Annotated in this window: 16 protein-coding genes and 1 pseudogene; 10 read left to right on the top strand and 7 right to left on the bottom strand. The window is 68.5% G+C overall.

Going from position 1 to position 21,521, the window contains the following annotated elements; translation table 11 throughout:
• Positions 1–236: 236 nt before the first annotated feature.
• Together creA and QSJ95_RS01510 are read left to right on the top strand one after the other, a co-directional pair.
• Positions 237–1,448 carry a creatinase gene (gene creA, locus QSJ95_RS01515; protein ID WP_009614662.1) on the top strand — a complete coding sequence of 404 codons (1,212 nt, stop codon included), beginning with the start codon at positions 237–239 and terminating at the stop codon, positions 1,446–1,448.
• Positions 1,449–1,743: 295 nt separating this feature from the next.
• The gene (locus QSJ95_RS01510; RefSeq protein WP_193427672.1) at positions 1,744–3,045 is read left to right on the top strand and encodes an MFS transporter; all 1,302 of its coding nucleotides are present in this window, start codon (positions 1,744–1,746) and stop codon (positions 3,043–3,045) included.
• A 56-nt stretch (positions 3,046–3,101) separates the two neighbouring features.
• Here the strand turns inward: QSJ95_RS01510 and cahR are convergent, their stop codons facing one another.
• The gene (gene cahR, locus QSJ95_RS01505; RefSeq protein WP_009614660.1) at positions 3,102–4,118 is read right to left on the bottom strand and encodes a transcriptional regulator CahA; all 1,017 of its coding nucleotides are present in this window, start codon (positions 4,116–4,118) and stop codon (positions 3,102–3,104) included.
• Between the two features lie 387 nt (positions 4,119–4,505).
• Between cahR and glyA the strand changes: the two genes are divergently transcribed.
• The 8 genes from glyA (at position 4,506) to QSJ95_RS01465 (ending at position 14,651) form a co-directional block, all read left to right on the top strand.
• Positions 4,506–5,759: a serine hydroxymethyltransferase gene (gene glyA, locus QSJ95_RS01500; protein ID WP_285639398.1), complete on the top strand. Its 1,254-nt coding sequence runs from the start codon at positions 4,506–4,508 to the stop codon at positions 5,757–5,759.
• 120 nt (positions 5,760–5,879) lie between these two features.
• Positions 5,880–7,130 (top strand): sarcosine oxidase subunit beta, encoded by a 1,251-nt coding sequence (locus QSJ95_RS01495; protein WP_009614658.1) that lies wholly within the window; start codon positions 5,880–5,882, stop codon positions 7,128–7,130.
• 134 nt (positions 7,131–7,264) lie between these two features.
• Complete coding sequence (locus QSJ95_RS01490; protein WP_009614657.1) at positions 7,265–7,588, top strand: sarcosine oxidase subunit delta; 324 nt, start codon at positions 7,265–7,267, stop codon at positions 7,586–7,588.
• Positions 7,589–7,590: 2 nt separating this feature from the next.
• Entirely contained in the window at positions 7,591–10,611 is a 3,021-nt protein-coding gene (locus QSJ95_RS01485; protein ID WP_043312472.1) for a sarcosine oxidase subunit alpha, read from the top strand.
• A 109-nt stretch (positions 10,612–10,720) separates the two neighbouring features.
• Positions 10,721–11,356, top strand: coding sequence for a sarcosine oxidase subunit gamma (locus QSJ95_RS01480; protein ID WP_009614655.1), 636 nt, complete (start codon positions 10,721–10,723; stop codon positions 11,354–11,356).
• A gap of 55 nt (positions 11,357–11,411) precedes the next feature.
• The gene (purU, locus tag QSJ95_RS01475; RefSeq protein ID WP_058073090.1) at positions 11,412–12,269 is read left to right on the top strand and encodes a formyltetrahydrofolate deformylase; all 858 of its coding nucleotides are present in this window, start codon (positions 11,412–11,414) and stop codon (positions 12,267–12,269) included.
• 154 nt (positions 12,270–12,423) lie between these two features.
• On the top strand, positions 12,424–13,623 hold the full coding sequence (gene fdhA / locus QSJ95_RS01470) for a formaldehyde dehydrogenase, glutathione-independent (protein ID WP_061560310.1): 1,200 nt from the start codon (positions 12,424–12,426) through the stop codon (positions 13,621–13,623).
• A gap of 455 nt (positions 13,624–14,078) precedes the next feature.
• On the top strand, positions 14,079–14,651 hold the full coding sequence (locus QSJ95_RS01465; RefSeq protein ID WP_285639378.1) for a DUF1993 domain-containing protein: 573 nt from the start codon (positions 14,079–14,081) through the stop codon (positions 14,649–14,651).
• Between the two features lie 7 nt (positions 14,652–14,658).
• Here QSJ95_RS01465 and QSJ95_RS01460 read toward each other — a convergent pair whose 3' ends face one another.
• The 6 genes and pseudogenes from QSJ95_RS01460 to QSJ95_RS01440 form a co-directional block, all read right to left on the bottom strand.
• The gene (locus QSJ95_RS01460) at positions 14,659–15,771 is read right to left on the bottom strand and encodes a histone deacetylase-like amidohydrolase (RefSeq protein WP_285639376.1); all 1,113 of its coding nucleotides are present in this window, start codon (positions 15,769–15,771) and stop codon (positions 14,659–14,661) included.
• Entirely contained in the window at positions 15,768–17,159 is a 1,392-nt protein-coding gene (locus QSJ95_RS01455; protein WP_253391031.1) for a purine-cytosine permease family protein, read from the bottom strand. The genes QSJ95_RS01460 and QSJ95_RS01455 overlap by 4 nt, the downstream gene beginning before the upstream one ends.
• A gap of 61 nt (positions 17,160–17,220) precedes the next feature.
• Positions 17,221–18,255, bottom strand: coding sequence for a gamma-aminobutyric acid-binding protein (locus tag QSJ95_RS01450; protein ID WP_285639374.1), 1,035 nt, complete (start codon positions 18,253–18,255; stop codon positions 17,221–17,223).
• Positions 18,256–18,483: 228 nt separating this feature from the next.
• The gene (locus QSJ95_RS01445) at positions 18,484–19,866 is read right to left on the bottom strand and encodes an aspartate aminotransferase family protein (RefSeq protein ID WP_009614644.1); all 1,383 of its coding nucleotides are present in this window, start codon (positions 19,864–19,866) and stop codon (positions 18,484–18,486) included.
• A 39-nt stretch (positions 19,867–19,905) separates the two neighbouring features.
• Positions 19,906–19,979, bottom strand: a pseudogene (locus QSJ95_RS32920) (hypothetical protein); the annotation flags it as partial.
• 45 nt (positions 19,980–20,024) lie between these two features.
• A complete protein-coding gene (locus tag QSJ95_RS01440; protein WP_064581567.1) occupies positions 20,025–21,515 on the bottom strand; it encodes an aldehyde dehydrogenase in 1,491 nt (496 codons plus the stop codon).
• Positions 21,516–21,521: the final 6 nt, after the last annotated feature.

The raw sequence follows: 21,521 nt of genomic DNA, 5'->3' as shown, positions 1-21,521 counted from the left end.
ACACCGAGAAACGCCGCCGTAGGATGGGTTGAGCGAAGCGATACCCATCAGGCCATGGCGATGGGTTTCGCAAGCTCAACCCATCCTACGAAGAGCGCCCCGGCGCGGGCCGAGCGGATACGTCCAAGTTCGGGTCGGATTCGTGCAAAAGAGCGCCCCGGCCTTCTGCTGCAATGCCTTCCAACGACGGGCCAGAAAGGCGCGTCGAACGACAAGAAGCAGCGAGGAAGAACGCCATGCAAATGCCCCAGACGATCCGCATCCGCAACGGCCAGAAGGTCCGCCCGACCTTCTCCGGGCAGGAATACGCCAACCGCCAGGCCAGACTGCGCGCCCACCTGGCCGAGGCGGGCATCGATGCCGCGGTCTTCACCTCCTACCACAACATCAACTACTACTCCGACTTCCTCTACTGCTCCTTCGGCCGCCCCTACGCCCTGGTGGTCACCCAGGACGCTGTGGTCAGCATCAGCGCCAACATCGACGGCGGCCAGCCCTGGCGCCGCACCCAGGGCACCGACAACATCGTCTACACCGACTGGCAGCGCGACAACTACTTCGCCGCCATCCAGCAGGCCCTGCCCAAGGCCCGGCGCATCGGCGTGGAGTTCGACCACCTGAATCTGCAGAACCGCGACAAGCTCGCCGCCCGCTATCCCGAGGGCGAGCTGGTGGACGTGGCCGCCGCCTGCATGCGCATGCGCATGATCAAGTCCGCCGAAGAGCACGCCATCATCCGCCACGGCGCCCAGGTGGCCGACATCGGCGGCGCCGCGGTGGTCGAGGCGCTGCACGACCAGGTGCCGGAATACGAAGTGGCCCTGCACGCCACCCAGGCCATGATCCGCGAGATTGCCAAGCGCTTCCCCGACGGCGAGCTGATGGACACCTGGACCTGGTTCCAGTCCGGCATCAACACCGACGGCGCGCACAACCCGGTGACCTCGCGCAAGGTGAACAAGGGCGACATCCTCAGCCTGAACTGCTTCCCGATGATCGCCGGCTACTACACCGCCCTGGAGCGCACCCTGTTCCTCGACCACTGCTCCGACGAGCACCTGCGCCTGTGGGAGGTCAACGTCAAGGTCCACGAGGCCGGCCTGAAGCTGATCAGGCCCGGCGCGCGCTGCTGCGACATCGCCCGTGAGCTGAACGAGATCTACCTGGAACACGACCTGCTGCAATACCGCACCTTCGGCTACGGCCACTCCTTCGGCACCCTCAGCCACTACTACGGGCGCGAGGCCGGCCTTGAGCTGCGCGAGGACATCGACACGGTGCTGGAGCCGGGCATGGTGGTCTCCATGGAGCCGATGATCATGCTCCCCGAGGGCCTGCCGGGCGCCGGCGGCTACCGCGAGCACGACATCCTGATCGTCACCGAACAGGGCGCCGAGAACATCACCCGGTTCCCCTACGGGCCGCAGCGCAACATCATCCGTAAATGACCTCGGGAGCCGCGTGCGCACAGCACGCGGCTTCTTCGCTTGCAGAACGAGCACCACCGCCCCGGGGCGGTGCCACGACCGATAAGAACAAGAGGCTGCGCCGGGCGTATCCGCGCCAGCCACGACTTACCCGCTGCCGAACTTCCATTTCGATAACAACAGAGGTATGGGCAATGGTCACCTTCACGCACGGCGCCAGCGGCGCTCCCGACACCCCCGCGCAACACTGCGCCCAACCGGCGGGAGGCGCACAATGAGCCTCTCCCAGCAACCCCTGGCCTACGGCCGAAGCGCCATGAACGCCCCCGTCTCCGAGGAACGCCGCGTCCTGCGCCGGGCCGCCAGCGCGGCCTTCATGGGCAACTTCGTCGAGTGGTTCGACTACGCCGCCTACGGCTACCTGGCGGCAGTCATCGCCGTGGTGTTCTTCCCGCAGACCGACAAGGTCTCCGGCCTGCTGGCCACCTTCGCGGTGTTCGCCCTGTCGTTCATCGTGCGGCCCATCGGCGGCATCGTCTGGGGCCACATCGGCGACCGCTTCGGCCGGCGCAACGCGCTGTCGCTGTCGATCCTGATCATGTCCGGCTCGACCTTCTGCATCGCCCTGCTGCCCGGCTATGCCCAGGCCGGCCTGGCGGCGCCGGGGCTGCTGCTGGCCATCCGCCTGGTGCAGGGTTTCTCCGCCTCGGGCGAATACGCTGGCGCCTCGGCCTTCCTCGCCGAGTACGCCCCGGAAGGCAAGCGCGGCTTCTACACCTGCCTGGTGCCGGCCAGCACCGCCGCCGGGCTGCTGGTGGGTTCGCTGTTCGCCGCCCAGCTGTATACCCACCTGGACAGCGCCCAGCTGCACGAATGGGGCTGGCGCCTGCCCTTCCTGCTGGCCGCGCCCCTGGGCCTGATCGGCCGCTACATCCGCCTGCACCTGGCCGATACCCCGAAGTTCCGCGAGATGGAAGCGGCCATGGAGCAGAAGCAGGGCCAGCACCGCGCGCCGATCCGCGAGCTGTTCGGCACCCACCGCAAGCACCTGCTGGTGGCCGTGGGCGCCACCTGCCTGAACGCGGTGGCCTTCTACCTGATCCTCAGCTATATGCCGACCTACCTGTCCGCCGAGATGGGCATGAGCGAGAGCGATTCCTTCCTCGCCTCCACCGTGTCGCTGGCCACCTACATCGGCTTCATCTTCCTGATGGGCAAGCTGTCCGACCGCTTCGGCCGCAAGACCATGCTGGTGGCCGCCTCGCTGCTGTTCCTGGCGCTCACCGTGCCGCTGTTCCGCCTGCTGGGCAACCAGGGCTTCGCCTTCATCCTGCTGATCCAGATCGGATTCGGCCTGATGCTGGCGATGAACGACGGCACCCTGCCCTGCTTCCTCGCGGAAATCTTCCCCACCCGCGTGCGCTACACCGGCTTCGCCTTCAGCTTCAACACCGCCAACGCGCTGTTCGGCGGCACCGCGCCGTTCATCGCCACCTGGCTGATCAGCCTCACCGGCAACAAGCTGGCGCCGGCCTGGATGCTGGTGGCCGCGGCGGCGGTGGCGCTGCTGGCGATGCTCTGCGTACGGGAGACGGCGCACCGGCCGATGGAGGATTGAGGCAGCCGCGCCATCCGTAACGAAAAGCCGTGCCCCCGGGCACGGCTTTTCGCGTTTCAGGCCCCCAGTGGGCTCTGCTTGCGCTGGCCGCGCGGCGAGCAGCCGAAGAAGCGGCTGTAGCACTTGGAGAAGTGCGCCGGCGAGGTGAAGCCGCAGGACAGGGCGATTTCGCGGATCTGCGCCTCGCTGCGCAACAGCAGGTCGCGGGCGCGGTTCAGGCGCAGTTCCAGGTAGTACTGGCTGGGGGTGCGCTGCAGGTATTTGTGGAACAGGCGTTCCAGCTGGCGCACCGACACCTCGTTGAGCTGCGCCAGTTCGTCCAGCTCCAGCGGCTCCTCCAGGTTGGCCTCCATGATCGCCACGATCTGGCTCAGCTTGGGCTGGGCGCTGCCCAGCTTCTGCCGCAGGGGGATGCGCTGCTGCTCGCGGGAGCCGCGCATGCGGTCGCACAGCAGCAGCTCGGCGGCGCGGGTGGCGATCTCCACGCCGCCCGGCTCGCGGGCGATCAGCTGCAGGGTCATGTCCATGGCCGCGGTGCCGCCGGAGCAGGTGTAGCGGTCGCGGTCCAGCTCGAACAGCTGGTTGGAGATGACGATGCCGGGGAAGCGTTCCTTGAGCTGCTCGATGTCTTCCCAGTGGATGGTGCAGCGGTAGTCCTTGAGCAGCCCGGCGCTGGCCAGCAGGTGGCTGCCGGTGCAGATGCCGCCCAGCGGCACGCCCTGGCGGGCCAGCTTGCGCAGCCAGTCGAGCAGGCGCCGGTCGCATTTGGCCGGGATGGGGTTGGAGCCGACCACGAAGAGCGCGTCCAGGCGCGGCACCTCGTCGATGCCGTGGTCCGGCACTACGCGCATGCCGTTGCTGGCGCGCACCGGCTCCAGGTCCGCGGCTATCTGCAGGGTGCGGTACAGCGGCCGGTGCGCCGCCAGGTTGGCCATGCGCAGGGTTTCCACCGCCGAGGCGAAGCCGATGGTGGTGAAGTTGGGCACCAGCAGGAAGCCGAAGGTCCTGGTGGCGGTGGCCGCAACGGCGTCGGGTTGGTGTTCGCGACCGTTGGTCGGGACAGCACTGAGCATCATCGAAACCTCCACTGCGCTGGCTGGCACGGCGTTTTCCGCGGGGCGGGGCGACGGCAGTCAGGACAGCCTGCTTTTCTTGTTCTTCTGCGACATGCGCCGGGGGCGCTGGCGGCCTCCAGCTTACACCCTTGGCGATGTCGCGCCGACGCCTTCGCGGCCGTCGCGGGCCCGGCGCAGACGAAGCAGGGACGGGCGGTGCAACGCGCGGGTAGGTTTGGGCATTTTGACGTCGCAAACAGGCAAATGGGGGGGCTGGCTATTGCGCACAATCGATTGCAACTGGCTAATACCGATCCCTTCGCGCCGAGCCCTGCCAGGCTCCCGGCGCGGGCGGTCAGGGCAGCCTCCACCCACAAGCGACGCGCCTGTCGCACGGAGACCGCGATGTTCAGCAAGCATGACCAGATCCAGGGCTACGACGACGAACTCTTCGCCGCCATGGCCGCCGAGGAAGAACGCCAGGAAGACCACCTGGAGCTGATCGCCTCGGAGAACTACACCAGCAAGCGCGTCATGCAGGCCCAGGGCAGCGGGCTGACCAACAAGTACGCCGAAGGCTACCCGGGCAAGCGCTACTACGGCGGCTGCGAGCACGTCGACAAGGTCGAGCAGCTGGCCATCGACCGCGCCAAGCAGCTGTTCGGCGCCGATTACGCCAACGTCCAGCCGCACTCCGGCTCCTCGGCCAACTCGGCGGTGTACCTGGCGCTGCTCAACGCCGGCGACACCATCCTGGGCATGAGCCTGGCCCACGGCGGCCACCTGACCCACGGCGCCAAGGTCTCCTCCTCCGGCAAGCTGTACAACGCCGTGCAGTACGGCCTGGACACCGCCACCGGGCTGATCGACTACGACGAGGTCGAGCGCCTGGCCGTGGAGCACAAGCCGAAGATGATCGTCGCCGGCTTCTCCGCCTACTCCAAGACCCTCGACTTCCCGCGCTTCCGCGCCATCGCCGACAAGGTCGGGGCGCTGCTGTTCGTCGACATGGCCCACGTCGCCGGCCTGGTGGCCGCCGGCCTGTACCCCAACCCGCTGCCCTACGCCGACGTGGTCACCACCACCACCCACAAGACCCTGCGCGGCCCGCGCGGCGGCCTGATCCTGGCTCGCAGCAACGAGGAGATCGAGAAGAAGCTCAACTCCGCGGTGTTCCCCGGCGCCCAGGGCGGCCCGCTGATGCACGTGATCGCCGCCAAGGCGGTGTGCTTCAAGGAAGCGCTGGAGCCGGAGTTCAAGGACTACCAGGCCCAGGTGATCAAGAACGCCAAGGCCATGGCCGAAGTCTTCATCGACCGCGGCTACGACGTGGTTTCCGGCGGCACCGACAACCACCTGATGCTGATCAGCCTGGTCAAGCAGGGCCTGACCGGCAAGGAAGCCGACGCCGCTCTCGGCCGCGTGGGCATCACGGTGAACAAGAACGCCGTGCCCAACGACCCGCAGAGCCCGTTCGTCACCTCGGGCATCCGCGTCGGCACCCCGGCCATCACCAGCCGGGGCCTGAAGGAAGAACAGAGCCGCGAACTGGCCGGCTGGATCTGCGACGTGCTCGGCCACCTGGGCGACGCCGACGTCGAGGCCAAGGTGGCCACCCAGGTCGCCGGCCTGTGCGCCGACTTCCCGGTCTATCGTTGAGATTCCCGCGGCCCTTGTTCCGTAGGAGCGGGCCCTGCCCGCGAATGGCCGAAAGCATCGCGGGCAGGGCCCGCTCCTACAGGTAGAACGCCGCGACACGAGATTTTCAGGAGCACCCACATGCAACGCTACTCCGGCTTCGGCCTGTTAAAGCACTCACTGAGCCACCACGAGAACTGGCAGCGCATGTGGCGCACGCCCACGCCCAAGCCGGTGTACGACGTGGTCATCGTCGGCGGCGGCGGCCATGGCCTGGCCACGGCCTACTACCTGGCCAAGGAACACGGCATCCGCAACATCGCGGTGGTGGAGAAGGGCTGGCTGGGCGGCGGCAACACCGCGCGCAACACCACCATCGTCCGCTCCAACTACCTGTGGGACGAGTCGGCGCAGCTCTACGAGCACGCCATGAAGCTGTGGGAAGGCCTGTCCCAGGACCTCAACTACAACGTCATGTTCTCCCAGCGCGGCGTCTACAACCTCTGCCACACCCTGCAGGACATGCGCGACGGCGAGCGCCGCGTCAGCGCCAACCGCCTCAACGGCGTGGACGGCGAGCTGCTGAACGCCCAGCAGGTGGCCGAGGAAATCCCCTACCTGAACTGCACCAAGAGCGCCCGCTACCCGATCATGGGTTCCACCGTGCAGCGCCGCGGCGGCGTGGCCCGCCACGACGCGGTGGCCTGGGGCTTCGCCCGCGCCGCCGACGCCCTGGGCGTGGACCTGATCCAGCAGACCGAAGTCATCGGCTTCCGCAAGCAGGACGGCGCGGTGATCGGCGTCGAGACCAACCGCGGCTTCATCGGCGCCAAGCGCGTCGGCGTGGTCACCGCGGGCAACTCCGGGCACATGGCCAAGCTCGCCGGCTTCCGCCTGCCGATCGAATCGCACCCGCTGCAGGCGCTGGTTTCCGAGCCGCTGAAGCCGATCATCGACAGCGTCATCATGTCCAACGCCGTGCACGGCTACATCAGCCAGTCGGACAAGGGCGACCTGGTCATCGGCGCCGGCATCGACGGCTACAACGGCTACGGCCAGCGCGGCTCCTACCCGGTGATCGAGCACACCCTGCAGGCCATCGTCGAGATGTTCCCGGTGCTCTCCCGCGTGCGCATGAACCGCCAGTGGGGCGGCATCGTCGACACCACCCCGGACGCCTGCCCGATCATCGGCAAGACGCCGGTGAAGAACCTGTTCTTCAACTGCGGCTGGGGCACCGGCGGCTTCAAGGCCACCCCCGGCTCGGGCAACGTCTTCGCCGCCACCCTGGCGACCGGCGAGCCGCATCCGCTGGCCGCACCCTTCTCCATCGAACGTTTCCACAGTGGCGCGCTCATCGACGAGCACGGTGCTGCGGCTGTCGCACATTGAACATTCGCCCGCAGGGCGACAACTGATTCCCCTCTCCCGCTTGCGGGAGAGGGTGCCCGAAGGGCGGGAGAGGGTGGTTCGGCGAAGAGCCGGCGCCCCGCCTCCCACGGAAGGCAACCCCGGAGGTTTAGACCATGCTTCACATCTTCTGCCCCCATTGCGGCGAGCTGCGCTCCGAAGAGGAATTCCACGCCAAGGGCCAGGCGCACATCCCGCGCCCGCTGGACCCCGGCGCCTGCACCGACGAGGAGTGGGGCGACTACATGTTCTTCCGCGACAACCCGCGCGGCATCCACCACGAGCTGTGGGTGCACGCCGCCGGCTGCCGGCAGTACTTCAACGCCACCCGCCACACCGTGACCTACGAGATCCTCGAAACCTACAAGATCGGCGAGAAACCCAGCGTGACCAGCGCCGAGAAGAAACCCGCCGCCCAGCCCGCAGTCGCGAAGGCCTGAACATGAGCCAGATCAATCGCCTTTCCCGTGGCGGTCGCATCGACCGCAGCAAGCCGCTGACCTTCACCTTCAACGGCCAGCAATACCAGGGCTTCGCCGGCGACAGCCTGGCCGCCGCCCTGCTGGCCAACGGCGTCGACGTGGTCGGCCGCAGCTTCAAGTACTCCCGCGCCCGCGGCATAGTCGCGGCCGGCGCCGAGGAGCCCAACGCCATCCTGCAGATCGGCTCGCGCGAGGCCACCCAGGTGCCCAACGTGCGCGCCACCCAGCAGGCCCTGTACCCGGGCCTGGTGGCCAGCAGCACCAACGGCTGGCCGAACGTGCAGAACGACCTGATGGGCGTGTTCGGCAAGGTCGGCGGCAAGATGATGCCCCCCGGCTTCTACTACAAGACCTTCATGTACCCGCAGTCCATGTGGCTGACCTACGAGAAGTACATCCGCAAGGCCGCGGGCCTTGGCCGCGCGCCCACCGAGGTAGACCCGGACAGCTACGACTGGATGAACCGCCACTGCGACGTGCTGGTGGTCGGCGCCGGCCCCGCCGGCCTGGCCGCTGCCCTGGCCGCCGCGCGCACCGGCGCCCGGGTGATCCTGGCCGACGAGCAGGAAGAGTTCGGCGGCAGCCTGCTGGACACCCGCGAGACCCTCGACGGCAAGCCCGCCGCCGAATGGGTGGCGCAGGTGCTGGCCGAGCTGAAGTCGCTGCCGGAAGTCGTGCTGCTGCCGCGCGCCACGGTGAACGGCTACCACGACCACAACTTCCTCACCATCCACGAGCGCCTCACCGACCACCTCGGTGAAACCGCGCCGCTGGGCCAGGTGCGCCACCGCGTGCACCGCGTGCGCGCCAAGCGCGTGGTGCTGGCCGCCGGCGCCCACGAGCGGCCGCTGGTGTACGCCAACAACGACCTGCCGGGCAACATGCTGGCCGGCGCGGTCTCCACCTACGTGCGCCGCTACGGCGTGGCGCCGGGCAAGAAGCTGGTGCTGTCCACCAACAACGACTACGCCTACCGCGTCGCCCTGGACTGGCAGGAAGCCGGCCTGGAAGTGGTGGCCATCGCCGACGCCCGCGCCAACCCTCGCGGCGAGTGGGTGGAAGAAGCCCGCAAGCGCGGCATGCGCGTCATCACCGGCAGTGCGGTGATCGAAGCCCGCGGCGGCAAGCGCGTGAGCGGCGCGAAAATCGCCGCCATCGACCCCATCCGCCTGAAGGTCACCGCCCCCGGCGACTGGCTGGACTGCGACCTGATCGCCAGCTCCGGCGGCTACAGCCCGGTGGTGCACCTGGCCTCGCACCTGGGCGGCAAGCCCGAGTGGCGCGAGGACATCCTCGCCTTCGTCCCCGGCGAAGGCCTGCAGAAGCGCATCTGCGCAGGCGCCGTGAACGGCGTGTTCCGCCTCGCCGACAACCTGCAGGACGGCTACAACGCCGGCACCCAGGCCGCCGAGGACGCCGGCTTCAAGGCCGTCGCAGGCGAGCTGCCGAAGGCTTCCGAGCGGGTCGAGGAGCCGACCGTGGCGCTGTTCCAGGTGCCCCACGAGAAGCCCACTTCCCGCGCGCCCAAGCAGTTCGTCGACCCGCAGAACGACGTCACCGCCGCGGCCATCGAGCTGGCCTGCCGCGAGGGCTTCGAGTCCATCGAGCACGTCAAGCGCTACACCGCGCTGGGCTTCGGCACCGACCAGGGCAAGCTGGGCAACATCAACGGCCTGGCCATCGCCGCCCGCGCCCAGGGCAAGAGCATCGCCGAGACCGGCACCACCATGTTCCGCCCGAACTACACCCCGGTGACCTTCGGCGCCGTGGCCGGCCGCCACTGCGGCCACCTGTTCGAGCCGGTGCGCTTCACCGCCCTGCACGCCTGGCACGTGAAGAACGGCGCCGAGTTCGAGGACGTCGGCCAGTGGAAGCGCCCCTGGTACTTCCCCAAAGCCGGCGAGGACATGCACGCCGCCGTGGCCCGCGAATGCCGCGCGGTGCGCGAGTCGGTGGGCCTGCTGGACGCCTCCACCCTGGGCAAGATCGACATCCAGGGCCCGGACGCCCGCGAGTTCCTCAACCGCGTCTACACCAACGCCTGGACCAAGCTGGACGTGGGCAAGGCCCGCTACGGCCTGATGTGCAAGGAAGACGGCATGGTCTTCGACGACGGCGTGACCGCGTGCCTGGCGGACAACCACTTCGTCATGACCACCACCACCGGCGGCGCCGCCCGCGTGCTGGAGTGGCTGGAGCTGTACCACCAGACCGAATGGCCGGAGCTGAAGGTGTACTTCACCTCGGTCACCGACCACTGGGCCACCCTGACCCTGTCCGGCCCCAACAGCCGCAAGCTGCTGGCCGAGGTCACCGACATCGACCTGGACAAGGACGCCTTCCCCTTCATGACCTGGAAGGAAGGCAAGGTGGCCGGCGTGCCGGCGCGGGTGTTCCGCATCTCCTTCACCGGCGAGCTCTCCTACGAGGTGAACATCCAGGCCAACTACGCCATGGGCGTGCTGGAAGCCATAGTCGAGGCCGGCAAGAAGTACGACCTGACCCCATACGGCACCGAGACCATGCACGTGCTGCGCGCCGAGAAGGGCTTCATCATCGTCGGCCAGGACACCGACGCCTCGGTGACCCCGGACGACCTCAACATGGGTTGGGCCGTGGGCCGCACCAAGCCCTTCTCGTGGATCGGCTGGCGCGGCATGAACCGCGCCGACTGCCTGCGCGAGGACCGCAAGCAGCTGGTCGGCCTCAAGCCCACCAACCCCATGGACGTGCTGCCCGAAGGCGCCCAGTTGGTGTTCACCACCCAACAGTCGATCCCGATGAACATGGTCGGCCACGTCACCTCCAGCTACATGAGCAGCACCCTCGGCTACGGCTTCGCCCTGGCGGTGGTCAAGGGTGGCCTCAAGCGCATGGGCGAGAAGGTCTACGCGCCCCTGGTCGACGGCCGGGTGATCGAGGCGGAAATCTGCAGCTCGGTGTTCTACGACCCGAAAGGCGAACGGCAGAATGTGGATTAAGAGCAGCTGCAAGCGGTAAGCGACAAGCCGCAAGCGAAGGCCGAGCCCTCCTCCGACGGGGGGAGGGTGAGAGGATTCCAGGGCGCACGGCGCCCCAAGGTGAATACGAATGAGCAAGGCAAACCTCTACCAGCAATGCCCCGAAGCCGGGGTGAAAGTCGAGACCCCGCTGCACCACGCCGAGCTGGACAAGCTCGCCGGCCGCAGCGTCGCCAACGCCGGCATCACCCTGCGCGAGAAAAAGCTGCTGGGCCACCTGACCCTGCGCGGCAGCGCCCATGACGCGGCCTTCGCCGAAGGCGTGCACAAGGCCCTGGGCCTGGAGCTGCCGGTGGCCCTGGGCCTGGTAGCCAAGGGCGAGGTCTCGCTGCAGTGGCTGGGCCCGGACGAGTGGCTGCTGATCGTCCCCGGCGGCGAGGAATTCACTGTTGAGAAGAAGCTGCGCGAAACCCTCGGCGAAGACCTGCACTACTCGGTGGTCAACGTCAGCGGCGGGCAGACCCTGCTGGAACTCACCGGGCCGAAGGTGCGCGAACTGCTGATGAAGTCCACCAGCTACGACGTGCACCCGAGCAACTTCCCGGTGGGCAAGGCGGTGGGCAGCATCTTCGCCAAGTCCCAATGCGTGATCCGCCACACCGGCGAGGACACCTGGGAACTGGTGGTGCGCCGCAGCTTCGCCGACTACTTCTGGCTGTGGCTGCAGGACGCCAGCGCCGAGTACGGCCTGCAGATCGCCGCCTGATCCTGGCGGGCGGGCCACCCGGCCCGCCCTCCCGCGTCGCCACCGGAGCCACGTCATGAGCCGCACCCCCGATACCTGGATCCTCACCGCCGACAGCCCGAGCCTGCTCGGCACCGTCGACGTGGTGACGCGCCACCTGTTCGAACAGCAGTGCTACGTCACCGAGCACCACTCCTTCGACGACCGCCTGGCCCAGCGCTTCTTCATCCGCGTGGAGTTCCGCGCCCCGCCCGGCTTCGACGAGGCGGCCTTCCGCGCCAGCCTGGCCGAGCGCGTCGAGCCCTTCCAGATGAAGACCGAACTGACCCCGCCGGGCTACCGCAGCAAGGTGGTGATCATGGTCTCCAAGGCCGACCACTGCCTGAACGACCTGCTCTACCGCCAGCGCATCGGCCAGCTGCCGATGGACGTGGCGGCGGTGGTCTCCAACCACCCGGACCTGGAGCCCCTGGCGCGCTGGCACGGCATCCCCTACCACCACTTCGCCCTCGACCCGCAGGACAAGGCCGCCCAGGAAGCCAAGGTGTGGCAGGTGATCGAGCAAAGCGGCGCGGAACTGGTGATCCTCGCCCGCTATATGCAGGTGCTCTCCCCTGAGCTGTGCCGCAGGCTGGACGGCTGGGCGATCAACATCCACCACTCGCTGCTGCCCGGCTTCAAGGGCGCCAAGCCCTACCACCAGGCGTACCAGAAGGGCGTCAAGCTGGTCGGCGCCACCGCCCACTACATCAACAACGACCTCGACGAGGGCCCGATCATCGCCCAGGGCGTCGAGGCCGTGGACCACGCCCACTACCCCGAGGACCTGATCGCCAAGGGCCGCGACGTCGAGTGCCTGACCCTGGCGCGAGCGGTGGGCTACCACATCGAGCGGAGGGTGTTCCTCAACGCGAATCGGACGGTGGTTCTCTAAAAAGAGCAGTTGGAAGCGGGAAGCCTGGAGCTGGAAGCATGCGGCCTGGCTTCAAGCTTCGCGCTTTGAGCTTCCAGCTCGAATTCCCAGTGCAAAGCCGCGTGGCCGCCGCGCCGCGCATTTGTACCCACAACGACAAAAAAGAGGAATGCGTATGTCTGGCAATCGTGGTGTGGTTTATCTCGGCCCAGGTAAGGTCGAAGTTCAGAACATCCCCTATCCCAAGATGCAGGACCCGCAAGGCAAGCAGATCGACCACGGGGTGATCCTGCGGGTGGTCTCCACCAATATCTGCGGCTCCGACCAGCACATGGTGCGCGGCCGCACCACCGCGCCCACCGGCCTGGTGCTGGGCCACGAGATCACCGGCGAGGTGGTGGAGATCGGCCGCGGCGTGGAAACCATGAAGATCGGCGACCTGGTCTCGGTGCCCTTCAACGTCGCCTGCGGCCACTGCCGCACCTGCAAGGAGCAGCACACCGGCGTCTGCCTGACGGTCAACCCGGCCCGCGCCGGCGGCGCCTACGGCTACGTCGACATGGGCGGCTGGGTCGGCGGCCAGGCCGAATACGTGCTGGTGCCCTACGCCGACTTCAACCTGCTGAAGCTGCCGGACCGCGAGAAGGCCATGGAGAAGATCCGCGACCTGACCTGCCTGTCCGACATCCTGCCCACCGGCTACCACGGCGCGGTCACCGCCGGCGTCGGTCCGGGCAGCAGCGTGTACATCGCCGGCGCAGGCCCCGTGGGCCTGGCCGCTGCCGCCTCAGCCCGCCTGCTGGGCGCCGCGGTGGTGATCATCGGCGACGTCAACCCGACCCGCCTGGCCCACGCCAAGGCCCAGGGCTTCGAGATCGCCGACCTGTCCAAGGACACCCCGCTGCACGAGCAGATCGCCGACCTGCTGGGCGAGCCGGAAGTGGACTGCGCGGTCGACGCGGTGGGCTTCGAGGCCCGCGGCCACGGCCATTCCGGTTCGCAGCACGAGGCCCCGGCCACCGTGCTCAACTCGCTGATGGGCATCACCCGGGTGGCCGGCCAGATCGGCATCCCGGGCCTGTACGTCACCGAGGACCCGGGCGCGGTGGACGACGCCGCCAAGCACGGCAGCCTGAGCATCCGCTTCGGCCTGGGCTGGGCCAAGTCGCACAGCTTCCACACCGGCCAGACCCCGGTGATGAAGTACAACCGCCAGCTGATGCAGGCGATCATGTGGGACCGCATCAAGATCGCCGACATCGTCGGGGTGGAAGTCATCACCCTGGACGAGGCGCCGAAAGGCTACGGCGAGTTCGATGCCGGCGTGCCGAAGAAATTCGTCATCGACCCGCACAACCTGTTCCGCGCCGCCTGAGCCGCGGCCAGCGCTCCGACCGCGGCGTCCCCCGCCGCGGTTTCTCTCCAGGGGAGCCTTCGGGCTCCCTCTTTTTTTGCGCGGCATTCCCCTGTAGGAGCGCGCCCTGCGCGCGAATCGCGGGCAGGGCCCGCTACGGTAAACATGACGCCCCGTGCCTCAACGGCCCCTCACCCTAACCCTCTCCCGGAGGGAGAGGGGACCGTTCGGCGTGTGCGGGGAGGCTGGGGTCAGCCGGAGACAAAGGACCCACAGCCAGCACGCGCCGCATGCTCTTCGTAGGATGGGTATCGCTTCGCTCAACCCATCCTACGAAAAGCCGTGCTTCCCTGGAGGTGTAGGAGCGGACTCCGTCCGCGATATCCACAGCAGGCCGAGTACGACAGGGACTTCATGGCGCAGCACGGCCGGCGAGCCCGGACTAAGCTGACGGCTCCCCTTTCCCGGAGCCCGCCATGCCGCTGACCAGCCTTCTCGTTCCCTCGTTCACCCACATGCTCACGAACCTGTCGCAATGGCTCGACAAGGCCGCCGCCCATGAAAGCGCTGCCGGCAACGACGTCGACGAACTGATGGCGCAACGCCTGGCGCCGGACATGTACCCGCTGGCCGCGCAGGTGCGCTTCGCCTGCTTCCAGGCGCTGGAGCCGACCTACCGCCTACGTGGCCTGGCCGTTCCGCAGGCGTGGCTGCAGGTGCGCAACGACGGCTGGGCGTCGAACGAGCGGCCGGGCACCCTGGCCGAGGCCCGGGCCTGCATCGCCGAAGCGCTGGCAGCGCTCGCCGACCTGCCCGGCGACGCGCTCGATGGCCGGCCCGAGGCGCCGATCGCGCTCGACCTGCCCAACGGCATCATCTTCGACATGGACAGCCAGCAGTACGCCCGCGACTGGTCGTTCCCGCAGTTCTATTTCCACTGCATCACCGCCTACGCCATCCTGCGCAGCCTGGGCATCGAACTGGGCAAGGCCGACTACGTCGCGCACGTGCTGGCTTACCTGCGCCCGGGCACGCTGCCGCAGGCTTGATCCCGGCCTACAGGCCCAGCTTCTGCGCCATGCGCTCGATGGCCTGGCGCTGGAAGGCGCGGAAGTCCGCGTCCGGCTGCTGGCCTTCGAGCATCGGCAGGAAGGGGTCGACCACCTCGGTGGCCGCCCCGGCCAGTTCCTCGATCACCGCGTGACCGCAGAAGGGCACGTAGGCTTCGGCGTAGCCGCCCTCGTGGACCAGCACCAGGCGCCCGTCGCACAGGCGCTCGGCGGCCTCGCGCACGCTGCGGGTGAGGGCGCGGAAGGTCTCGCTGTGGGCGAGCATGCGCGCCAGCGGGTCCACGCCGTTGGCGTCGAAGCCGCAGGCGACCACGATCAGCTCCGGGCGGAAGCGCTCCAGGGCCGGCACTATGATGCGCTGCATGGCGTGGCGATAGGCGTCGTCGCCGCTGCCGGGGTACAGCGGCACGTTGACGTTGGCGCCCAGGCCGGCGCCTTCGCCCTGCTCTTCCACGGCGCCGGAACCCACCGGGAAGCAGTCGGCCTGGTGGATCGACAGAGTCAGCACGTCGTCGCGGCCATAGAAGATCGACTGGGTGCCGTTGCCGTGGTGCACGTCCCAGTCCAGCACGGCGACGCGGCGGATGCCGTGGCGCGCCTTGGCCGCCTCCACCGCCACGGCGATGTTGGCCAGGTAGCAGAAGCCCATGCCGCGGTCGGCCAGGCAATGGTGGCCCGGCGGCCGCGACAGCGCGTAGGCGTTGTCCAGTTCGCCGCTGAGCACCGCGTCCACCGCGGCGATGGCCAGCCCGGCGGACTGCCGGGCGATCTCGTAGGTGCCGGGGCCGACCATGGCCTCCTCGCCCAGCTCGCCATGGCCGGCGTCGCTCATGGCCTTGAAGCGTTGCAGGTAGTCCAGCGGGTGGACGCGCAGCAGGTCTTCCTCGCTGGCCAACGGCGCGCTGGCGAGCCTGAGCTTCGCACTCAGGCCCGAGACATCCATCAGGCTCTTCAGCCGCCGCTTGCTCTCCGCCGACTCGGCGTGGCCGCTGCCGGCCGGCGGCTGCAGCCAGCCGCCCACCGGGAGGATCAGCGCGTGCAGCCCGGCGGCGTGCCAGAAGCAGCGTTCGTCGAAGAAGAACCCGGTGCGGCGGCTCATGCGCGGGCCTCCGCCAGGGCGCGCTGGCGCTTGCGGCTGAACAGCCAGTAGACCGGCGAGACCACACCCAGGCCGACGATCCAGGAGATGTCGGCGCCGTTCATGGCGCGCGCCACTACCCCGGTGTACAGCTCGGTGGACATGAACGGCACCTGCACCAGGATGCCCAGCACGTAGCAGTTCACCGCGGTCCAGTTGAAGGTGCCGTAGATGCCGCCGTCGCGGCGGAAGAACGACAGCACGTCGTACTGGCCGTGGGCGACCAGGTAGTAGTCGACCAGGTTGATCGCGCTCCAGGGCACCAGCACGTAGAGCAGCAGCAGGATGAAGTTGGTGTAGTTGGCCATGAAGTTGTCCTGGCCGAGCAGCGCGATGGCCAGCGAGCCGCCGAACAGGCTCAGGGCGATCAGCGCGCGCCAGCCGGCGCCGGCCGCCCAGGCCGGGATCAGCGTCTGGCCGACGGTGATCGCCGAGAGCGTGCCGCAGTACAGGTTCATGGCGTTGGTGGCGGCGATGCCGATGGAGAACACCGCCACCAGCACGGCGCTGAAGCCGCCGGTCATGCCGATCAGCCCGGCGACCACGTCGCCGCCGTCCAGGCACAGGCCGACGATCACGCCCAGGACCATGGGCAGGATCGAACCCAGGCAGCAGCCCCAGTAGCTGGACCAGAACGCGGTGCGCGCGCCGGTGTCCTGCGGCATGTAGCGCGAGTAGTCGGAAACGTAGGGGGCATAGGCCAGCTGCCAGAGCGCGGCGATCGACAGCGCGCCGAGGAAGCCCGGCAGGTTGAAGCCGTTGCGCTGCAGGAAGTCCGCCGGCAGGCCGTGGATGAACAGCACCCAGGCGAAGCTGACCAGCAGCACCGCGCCGGACAGCCAGGACATCAGCCGAGTGTAGCCGTGGATCAGGCGGTAGCCGAAGACGGTGGCGACCACGCTGACCGCGCCTACCAGCAGGATGCCGGCGTTGGTGGCCACGGCCGGGAAGCGCGCGTGCAGCGTCTGGCCGCCGAGCACCAGGTTGGAGGCGAAGAAGCCCAGGTACATGATCACCACCAGGGCCACCACCAGCAGCGAGCCGAAGGAGCCGAACTGACCGCGCGTCTGCACCATCTGCGGCACGCCCAGCTGTGGCCCCTGGGCCGAGTGCAGGGCCATGAACACCCCGCCCACCAGGTTGCCCAGCACCAGCGCCAGCAGCGCGGCGACGAAGGACAGCTGGAACACGGTGACGGCCAGCGCCCCCGTGACCACGGTGAGCAGCATGATGTTGCTGCCGAACCAGATGGTGAAGAGGTCGCGGGCGCGGCCGTGGCGTTCGTGCCGGGCGATGGGCTGGATGGTGCTCAGCTCCAGGGTCGCCGCCGGGGTTTGCGTCGTTGTCATTGTGGTTCTCGCAAGGCAAAGCGGTGCCCGGCACGCCGGGCACTCGGGTTGGCCGGGGGCCTCAGCGGGCCGCCCAGGCGTTGAAGCGCAGTTCCAGTTCCTCGCCGTGGTCGACCCAGAAGGCCGAGTCCACCGAGCGGGCGCCCTGCAGGTTGGCCGGGGCGGTGGGCAGCGCGGCCTGCACGTCGGCCGGCAGCAGTTCCAGGGTGCCCTTGTGCACCGGGCCGTAGGGGATGTTCTCGGAGAACACCTTCTGCGTCTGCGGCTGGCTGGCGAAGGCGATGAACTTCTCGGCCAGGGCCTTGTTCGGCGTGCCCTTGACCACTGCCCAGTATTCCGGGTCGTAGAGGCTGCCCGGCCAGACGATGGCCAGCGGCACGCCTTCCTTCTGCGCGGCGGCGATGCGGCCGTTGTAGGCGGCGCTCATCACCACGTCGCCGGCGGCCAGCCACTGCGGCGGCTGCGCGCCGGCTTCCCACCACTGGATGTAGGGCTTGATCTCGTCGAGCTTCTTGAAGGCGCGGCTGACGCCCTCGGGGGTGCCCAGCACCTTGTACAGGTCCTCGGGCTTCACGCCGTCGGCCAGCAGGGCCACTTCCAGGGTGTACTTGGCGCCCTTGCGCAGGCCGCGCTTGCCCGGGTAGTCCTTGACGTTCCAGAAGTCCGCCCAGGAAGTCGGCGCCTTGGCCAGGCGCTTGCTGTCGTAGGCCATGACCATCGACCAGACGTAGGTGGCCACGCCGCACTCGCTGAAGGTGCCGGGGACGAACTTCGACTCGTCGCCGATGGCGGCCGGGTCGATGCGCTCGAACAGGCCCTCGTCGCAGCCGCGCAGCAGCTCGGGGCTTTCCACCTCGACCACGTCCCAGGTGACCTTGCCGACGTTGACCATGGCCTTCACCTTGGCCATCTCGCCGTTGTACTCGCCGGCGATCACCTTGCCGGCGCCGCTGGCATCGAAGGGTTTGAAGTAGGCCAGGTCCTGGGCGGCCTTGGTGGCGCCGCCGAAGGAGATCACCGTGAGATCCTGCGCCTGGGCGGCGCCGGTGGCGGCGAGGACCGCGCAGGCGAGGATGCAATGCAAGGACGATTTCATGGAACGAACTCCCACAGCCGGTTGGCGTTGTTGGTTTGGATTGCTGGGCAGTTGCCGAACGGGCGGCAAAAAGGTTCCACGGCACGGGCCTGCGTGGGCCCGCGGCGTTGTTGTTCGGTTGTGGCGAAGGGCGCTGCTCGCAGGAGGGGATGTGCGCGGCGATACCCATCGATGGGTATCGCTGCGCTCAACGCCATCCTACGGAAGGCAGCGCCTGCGAGACTGGCGTCAGAGCACGCCGATCTCTTTCGCGGTGCGGTCCACCGCGATGCGCGTCTTGTCCACCAGTTCGTCCAGCTCGGCGCGGCCGGCCACCAGGGCCGGGGCCATGATCATGCGGCCGAGGGTGGAACGGATGATCACGCCCTCCTCGAAGCCGATGGTGCGGCAGCGCCAGGCCAGGTCGTTCTCGTTGTCGAAGCGCTTGCGGGTGGCCTTGTCCTGCACGAACTGCAGCGCCGCCACCAGGCCGGCGCCCTGGATCTCGCCGATCAGCGGGTGGTTGCCGAACACCTCGCGCAGGCACTGCTGCAGGTAGGGGCCGGTGTCGTTCTTGACCTGGGTGACGATGCCCTCGTCGCGCAGCGCCTTGAGGTTGGCCACGGCCACCGCCGCCGCCACCGGGTGGCCGGAGTAGGTCAGGCCGTGGGCGAACACGCCGCCCTGCTCCACCAGCACCTCGGCGATGCGCTTGCTCAGCACCAGGCCGCCCATGGGGATGTAGCCGCTGGTCAGGCCCTTGGCGATGGACAGGGTGTCCGGCTCGAAGCCGAAGTGCTGGTGGGCGAACCATTCGCCGGTGCGGCCGAAGCCGCCGATCACTTCGTCGGCGCACAGCAGCACGTCGTACTTGCGGCAGATGCGCTGGATTTCCGGCCAGTAGCTCTCCGGCGGGAAGATCATGCCGCCGGCGCCCTGGAACGGCTCGGCGATGAAGCCGGCGACGTTCTCGGCGCCCAGCTCGAGAATCTTGTCCTCCAGCTGCTGCGCGCAGCGGCGGCCGAACTCCTCGGGGGTGAGGTCGCCGCCGTTGGCGAACCAGTAGGGCTCGTCGATGTGGGCGATGTCCGGGATCATCCCGCCCATCTCGTGCATGAACTTCATGCCGCCCAGCGCGGTGGCCGCCAGGGTCGAGCCGTGGTAGCCGTTCCAGCGGCCGATCATGATCTTCTTCTGCGGCTTGCCGAGGATCTGCCAGTAGCGGCGCACGGTGCGGATCAGCACCTCGTTGGATTCGGAGCCGGAGTTGGTGTAGATGGCATGGCTGTAGTGGCCCGGCACCAGGCTGAAGAGCAGCTCGGACAGCTCGATCACCGCCGGGTGGGTGGTGTGGAAGAACATGTTGTAGTACGGCAGCTGGTCCATCTGCGCGCTCGCCGCGGCGGTCAGGTCCTTGCGCCCGTAGCCCAGCTGGGTGCACCACAGGCCGGACATGCCATCCAGGTAGCGGTTGCCGTCGTTGTCCCACAGGTACAGGCCCTCACCGCGCACCATCACCCGCGGGCCTTCGGCGTTCAGCGCCTTCTGGTCGAGGAAGGCGTGGATGTGGTGGGCCGCGTCGGCCGCCTGGTAGTCACGGGTTTCGCGTTGCGCTTTGGTGTTGTCGGTCATCGACTTTCTCCTAGTTCCCTCGGCGGTGCTCCGGCAGCCGGCCTGAGGGGTTTGCAGGGGATCGAGGGCGACGGACTTACCTGGGCAGTCTCACCGGCCGTCTCGAGCGGTTCGCCGGGGCAGCACGGGCCGGCGGTGCGCCGGCCCCGGGGCTGCCCTCAGCGCAGCTGGAACCAGGTGGTTTTCAGCTGGGTGTACTTGTCGAACGAATGCAGCGACAGGTCGCGGCCGAAGCCGGACTGCTTGCCGCCGCCGAAGGGGATGGCCGGGTCCAGGGCGTCCACGGTGTTCACCGACACGGTGCCGACGTTCAACCGGCCGGCCACGCGGTGGGCGCGGTTGAGGTCGTCGCTCCACACCGAGGCGGCCAGGCCGAAGGGGCTGTCGTTGGCCAGCCGCAGGGCCTCGTCCTCGCTGTCGAAGGCGGTCACCGCCAGCACCGGGCCGAAGACTTCCTCGCGGGCCAGGCGCTGCTGCGGGTCGACGTTGGTGAAGATGGTCGGCTCGATGAAGTTGCCCGACCCATTGAAGCTCAGCTGGCGGCCGCCGCAGGCCAGGGTAGCGGCGCTGCCGCGGGTTTCCTCGATGAAGCGCAGGATGCTGGCGGTCTGCTTGGCGTCGACGATGGCGCCGGCGCGGCTGGCCGGGTCCAGCGGGTCGCCCGGAGCCCAGTCGCGGGCCTTGGCGATCAGGCGCTCGACGAATTCGTCGTGGATGGAGCGCTCCACCAGTAGCCGCGAGTTGGCCGAGCAGACCTCGCCCTGGTTGAAGAAAATGCCGAATGCCGCTTTTTCAGCCGCAAGATCGAGGTCGCGGCAATCGGCGAACACGAGGTTCGGGCTCTTGCCGCCACACTCCAGCCATACCTGCTTGAGGTTGGACTGGGCGGAATACTGCATGAAGTACTTGCCCACTTCGGTGGAGCCGGTGAACACCAGGCAGTCCACGTCCGGGTGCAGGCCCAGGGCCTTGCCGGCGTGCTCGCCGAGGCCCGGCACCACATTCAGCACGCCCTCGGGCAGGCCGGCCTCCAGGGCCAGCTCGGCCAGGCGCAAAGCCGAGAACGGCGACTGCTCGGCCGGCTTGAGCACCACCGAGTTGCCGGCGGCCAGGGCCGGGGCCAGTTTCCAGGCGGCCATGTCGAGGGGGAAGTTCCACGGCACCACGGCGCCGATCACGCCCAGGGGCGCGCGGGTGATGGTGGCCAGGGCGCTGGGCGCGGTCGGGGCGACCTGGTCATAGAGCTTGTCCAGGGCCTCGGCGTACCAGGAGAAGACGCCGGCGGCGCCGGGCACATCGATGTTCCAGGCGTCCATCACCGGCTTGCCCATGTTCAGCGAGTCCAGCAGGGCCAGCTCGTCGCGGTGGGCCAGCATCAGCTCGGCCAGCTTCAGCAGCACGGCCTTGCGCTCGCGCGGCGCCATGCGTGCCCAGGGGCCCTGCTCGAAGGCACGGCGGGCGCTGCGCACGGCGGCGTCGACTTCGGTCGCGCCACAGGCGGCGACGTTGGCCAGCAGGCGGTTGGTGGCCGGGTCGATGGATGCGAAGGTGGCGCCGTCGGCGGCGGCCATGCGGCGGCCATCGATCAGGGCGGCGTCGATGAAGGTCTGGCGGGCTGCACGCTGCTGCCAGTCGCTGAGTTGATACACCAGGGC

Origin of the sequence: Pseudomonas sp. NBRC 100443, assembly GCF_030268185.1 — a bacterium.
Taxonomy (GTDB): domain Bacteria; phylum Pseudomonadota; class Gammaproteobacteria; order Pseudomonadales; family Pseudomonadaceae; genus Pseudomonas; species Pseudomonas citronellolis.
The sequence above is the reverse complement of the archived record's forward strand: the minus strand, read 5'-3'. Positions and strand labels throughout refer to the sequence as shown.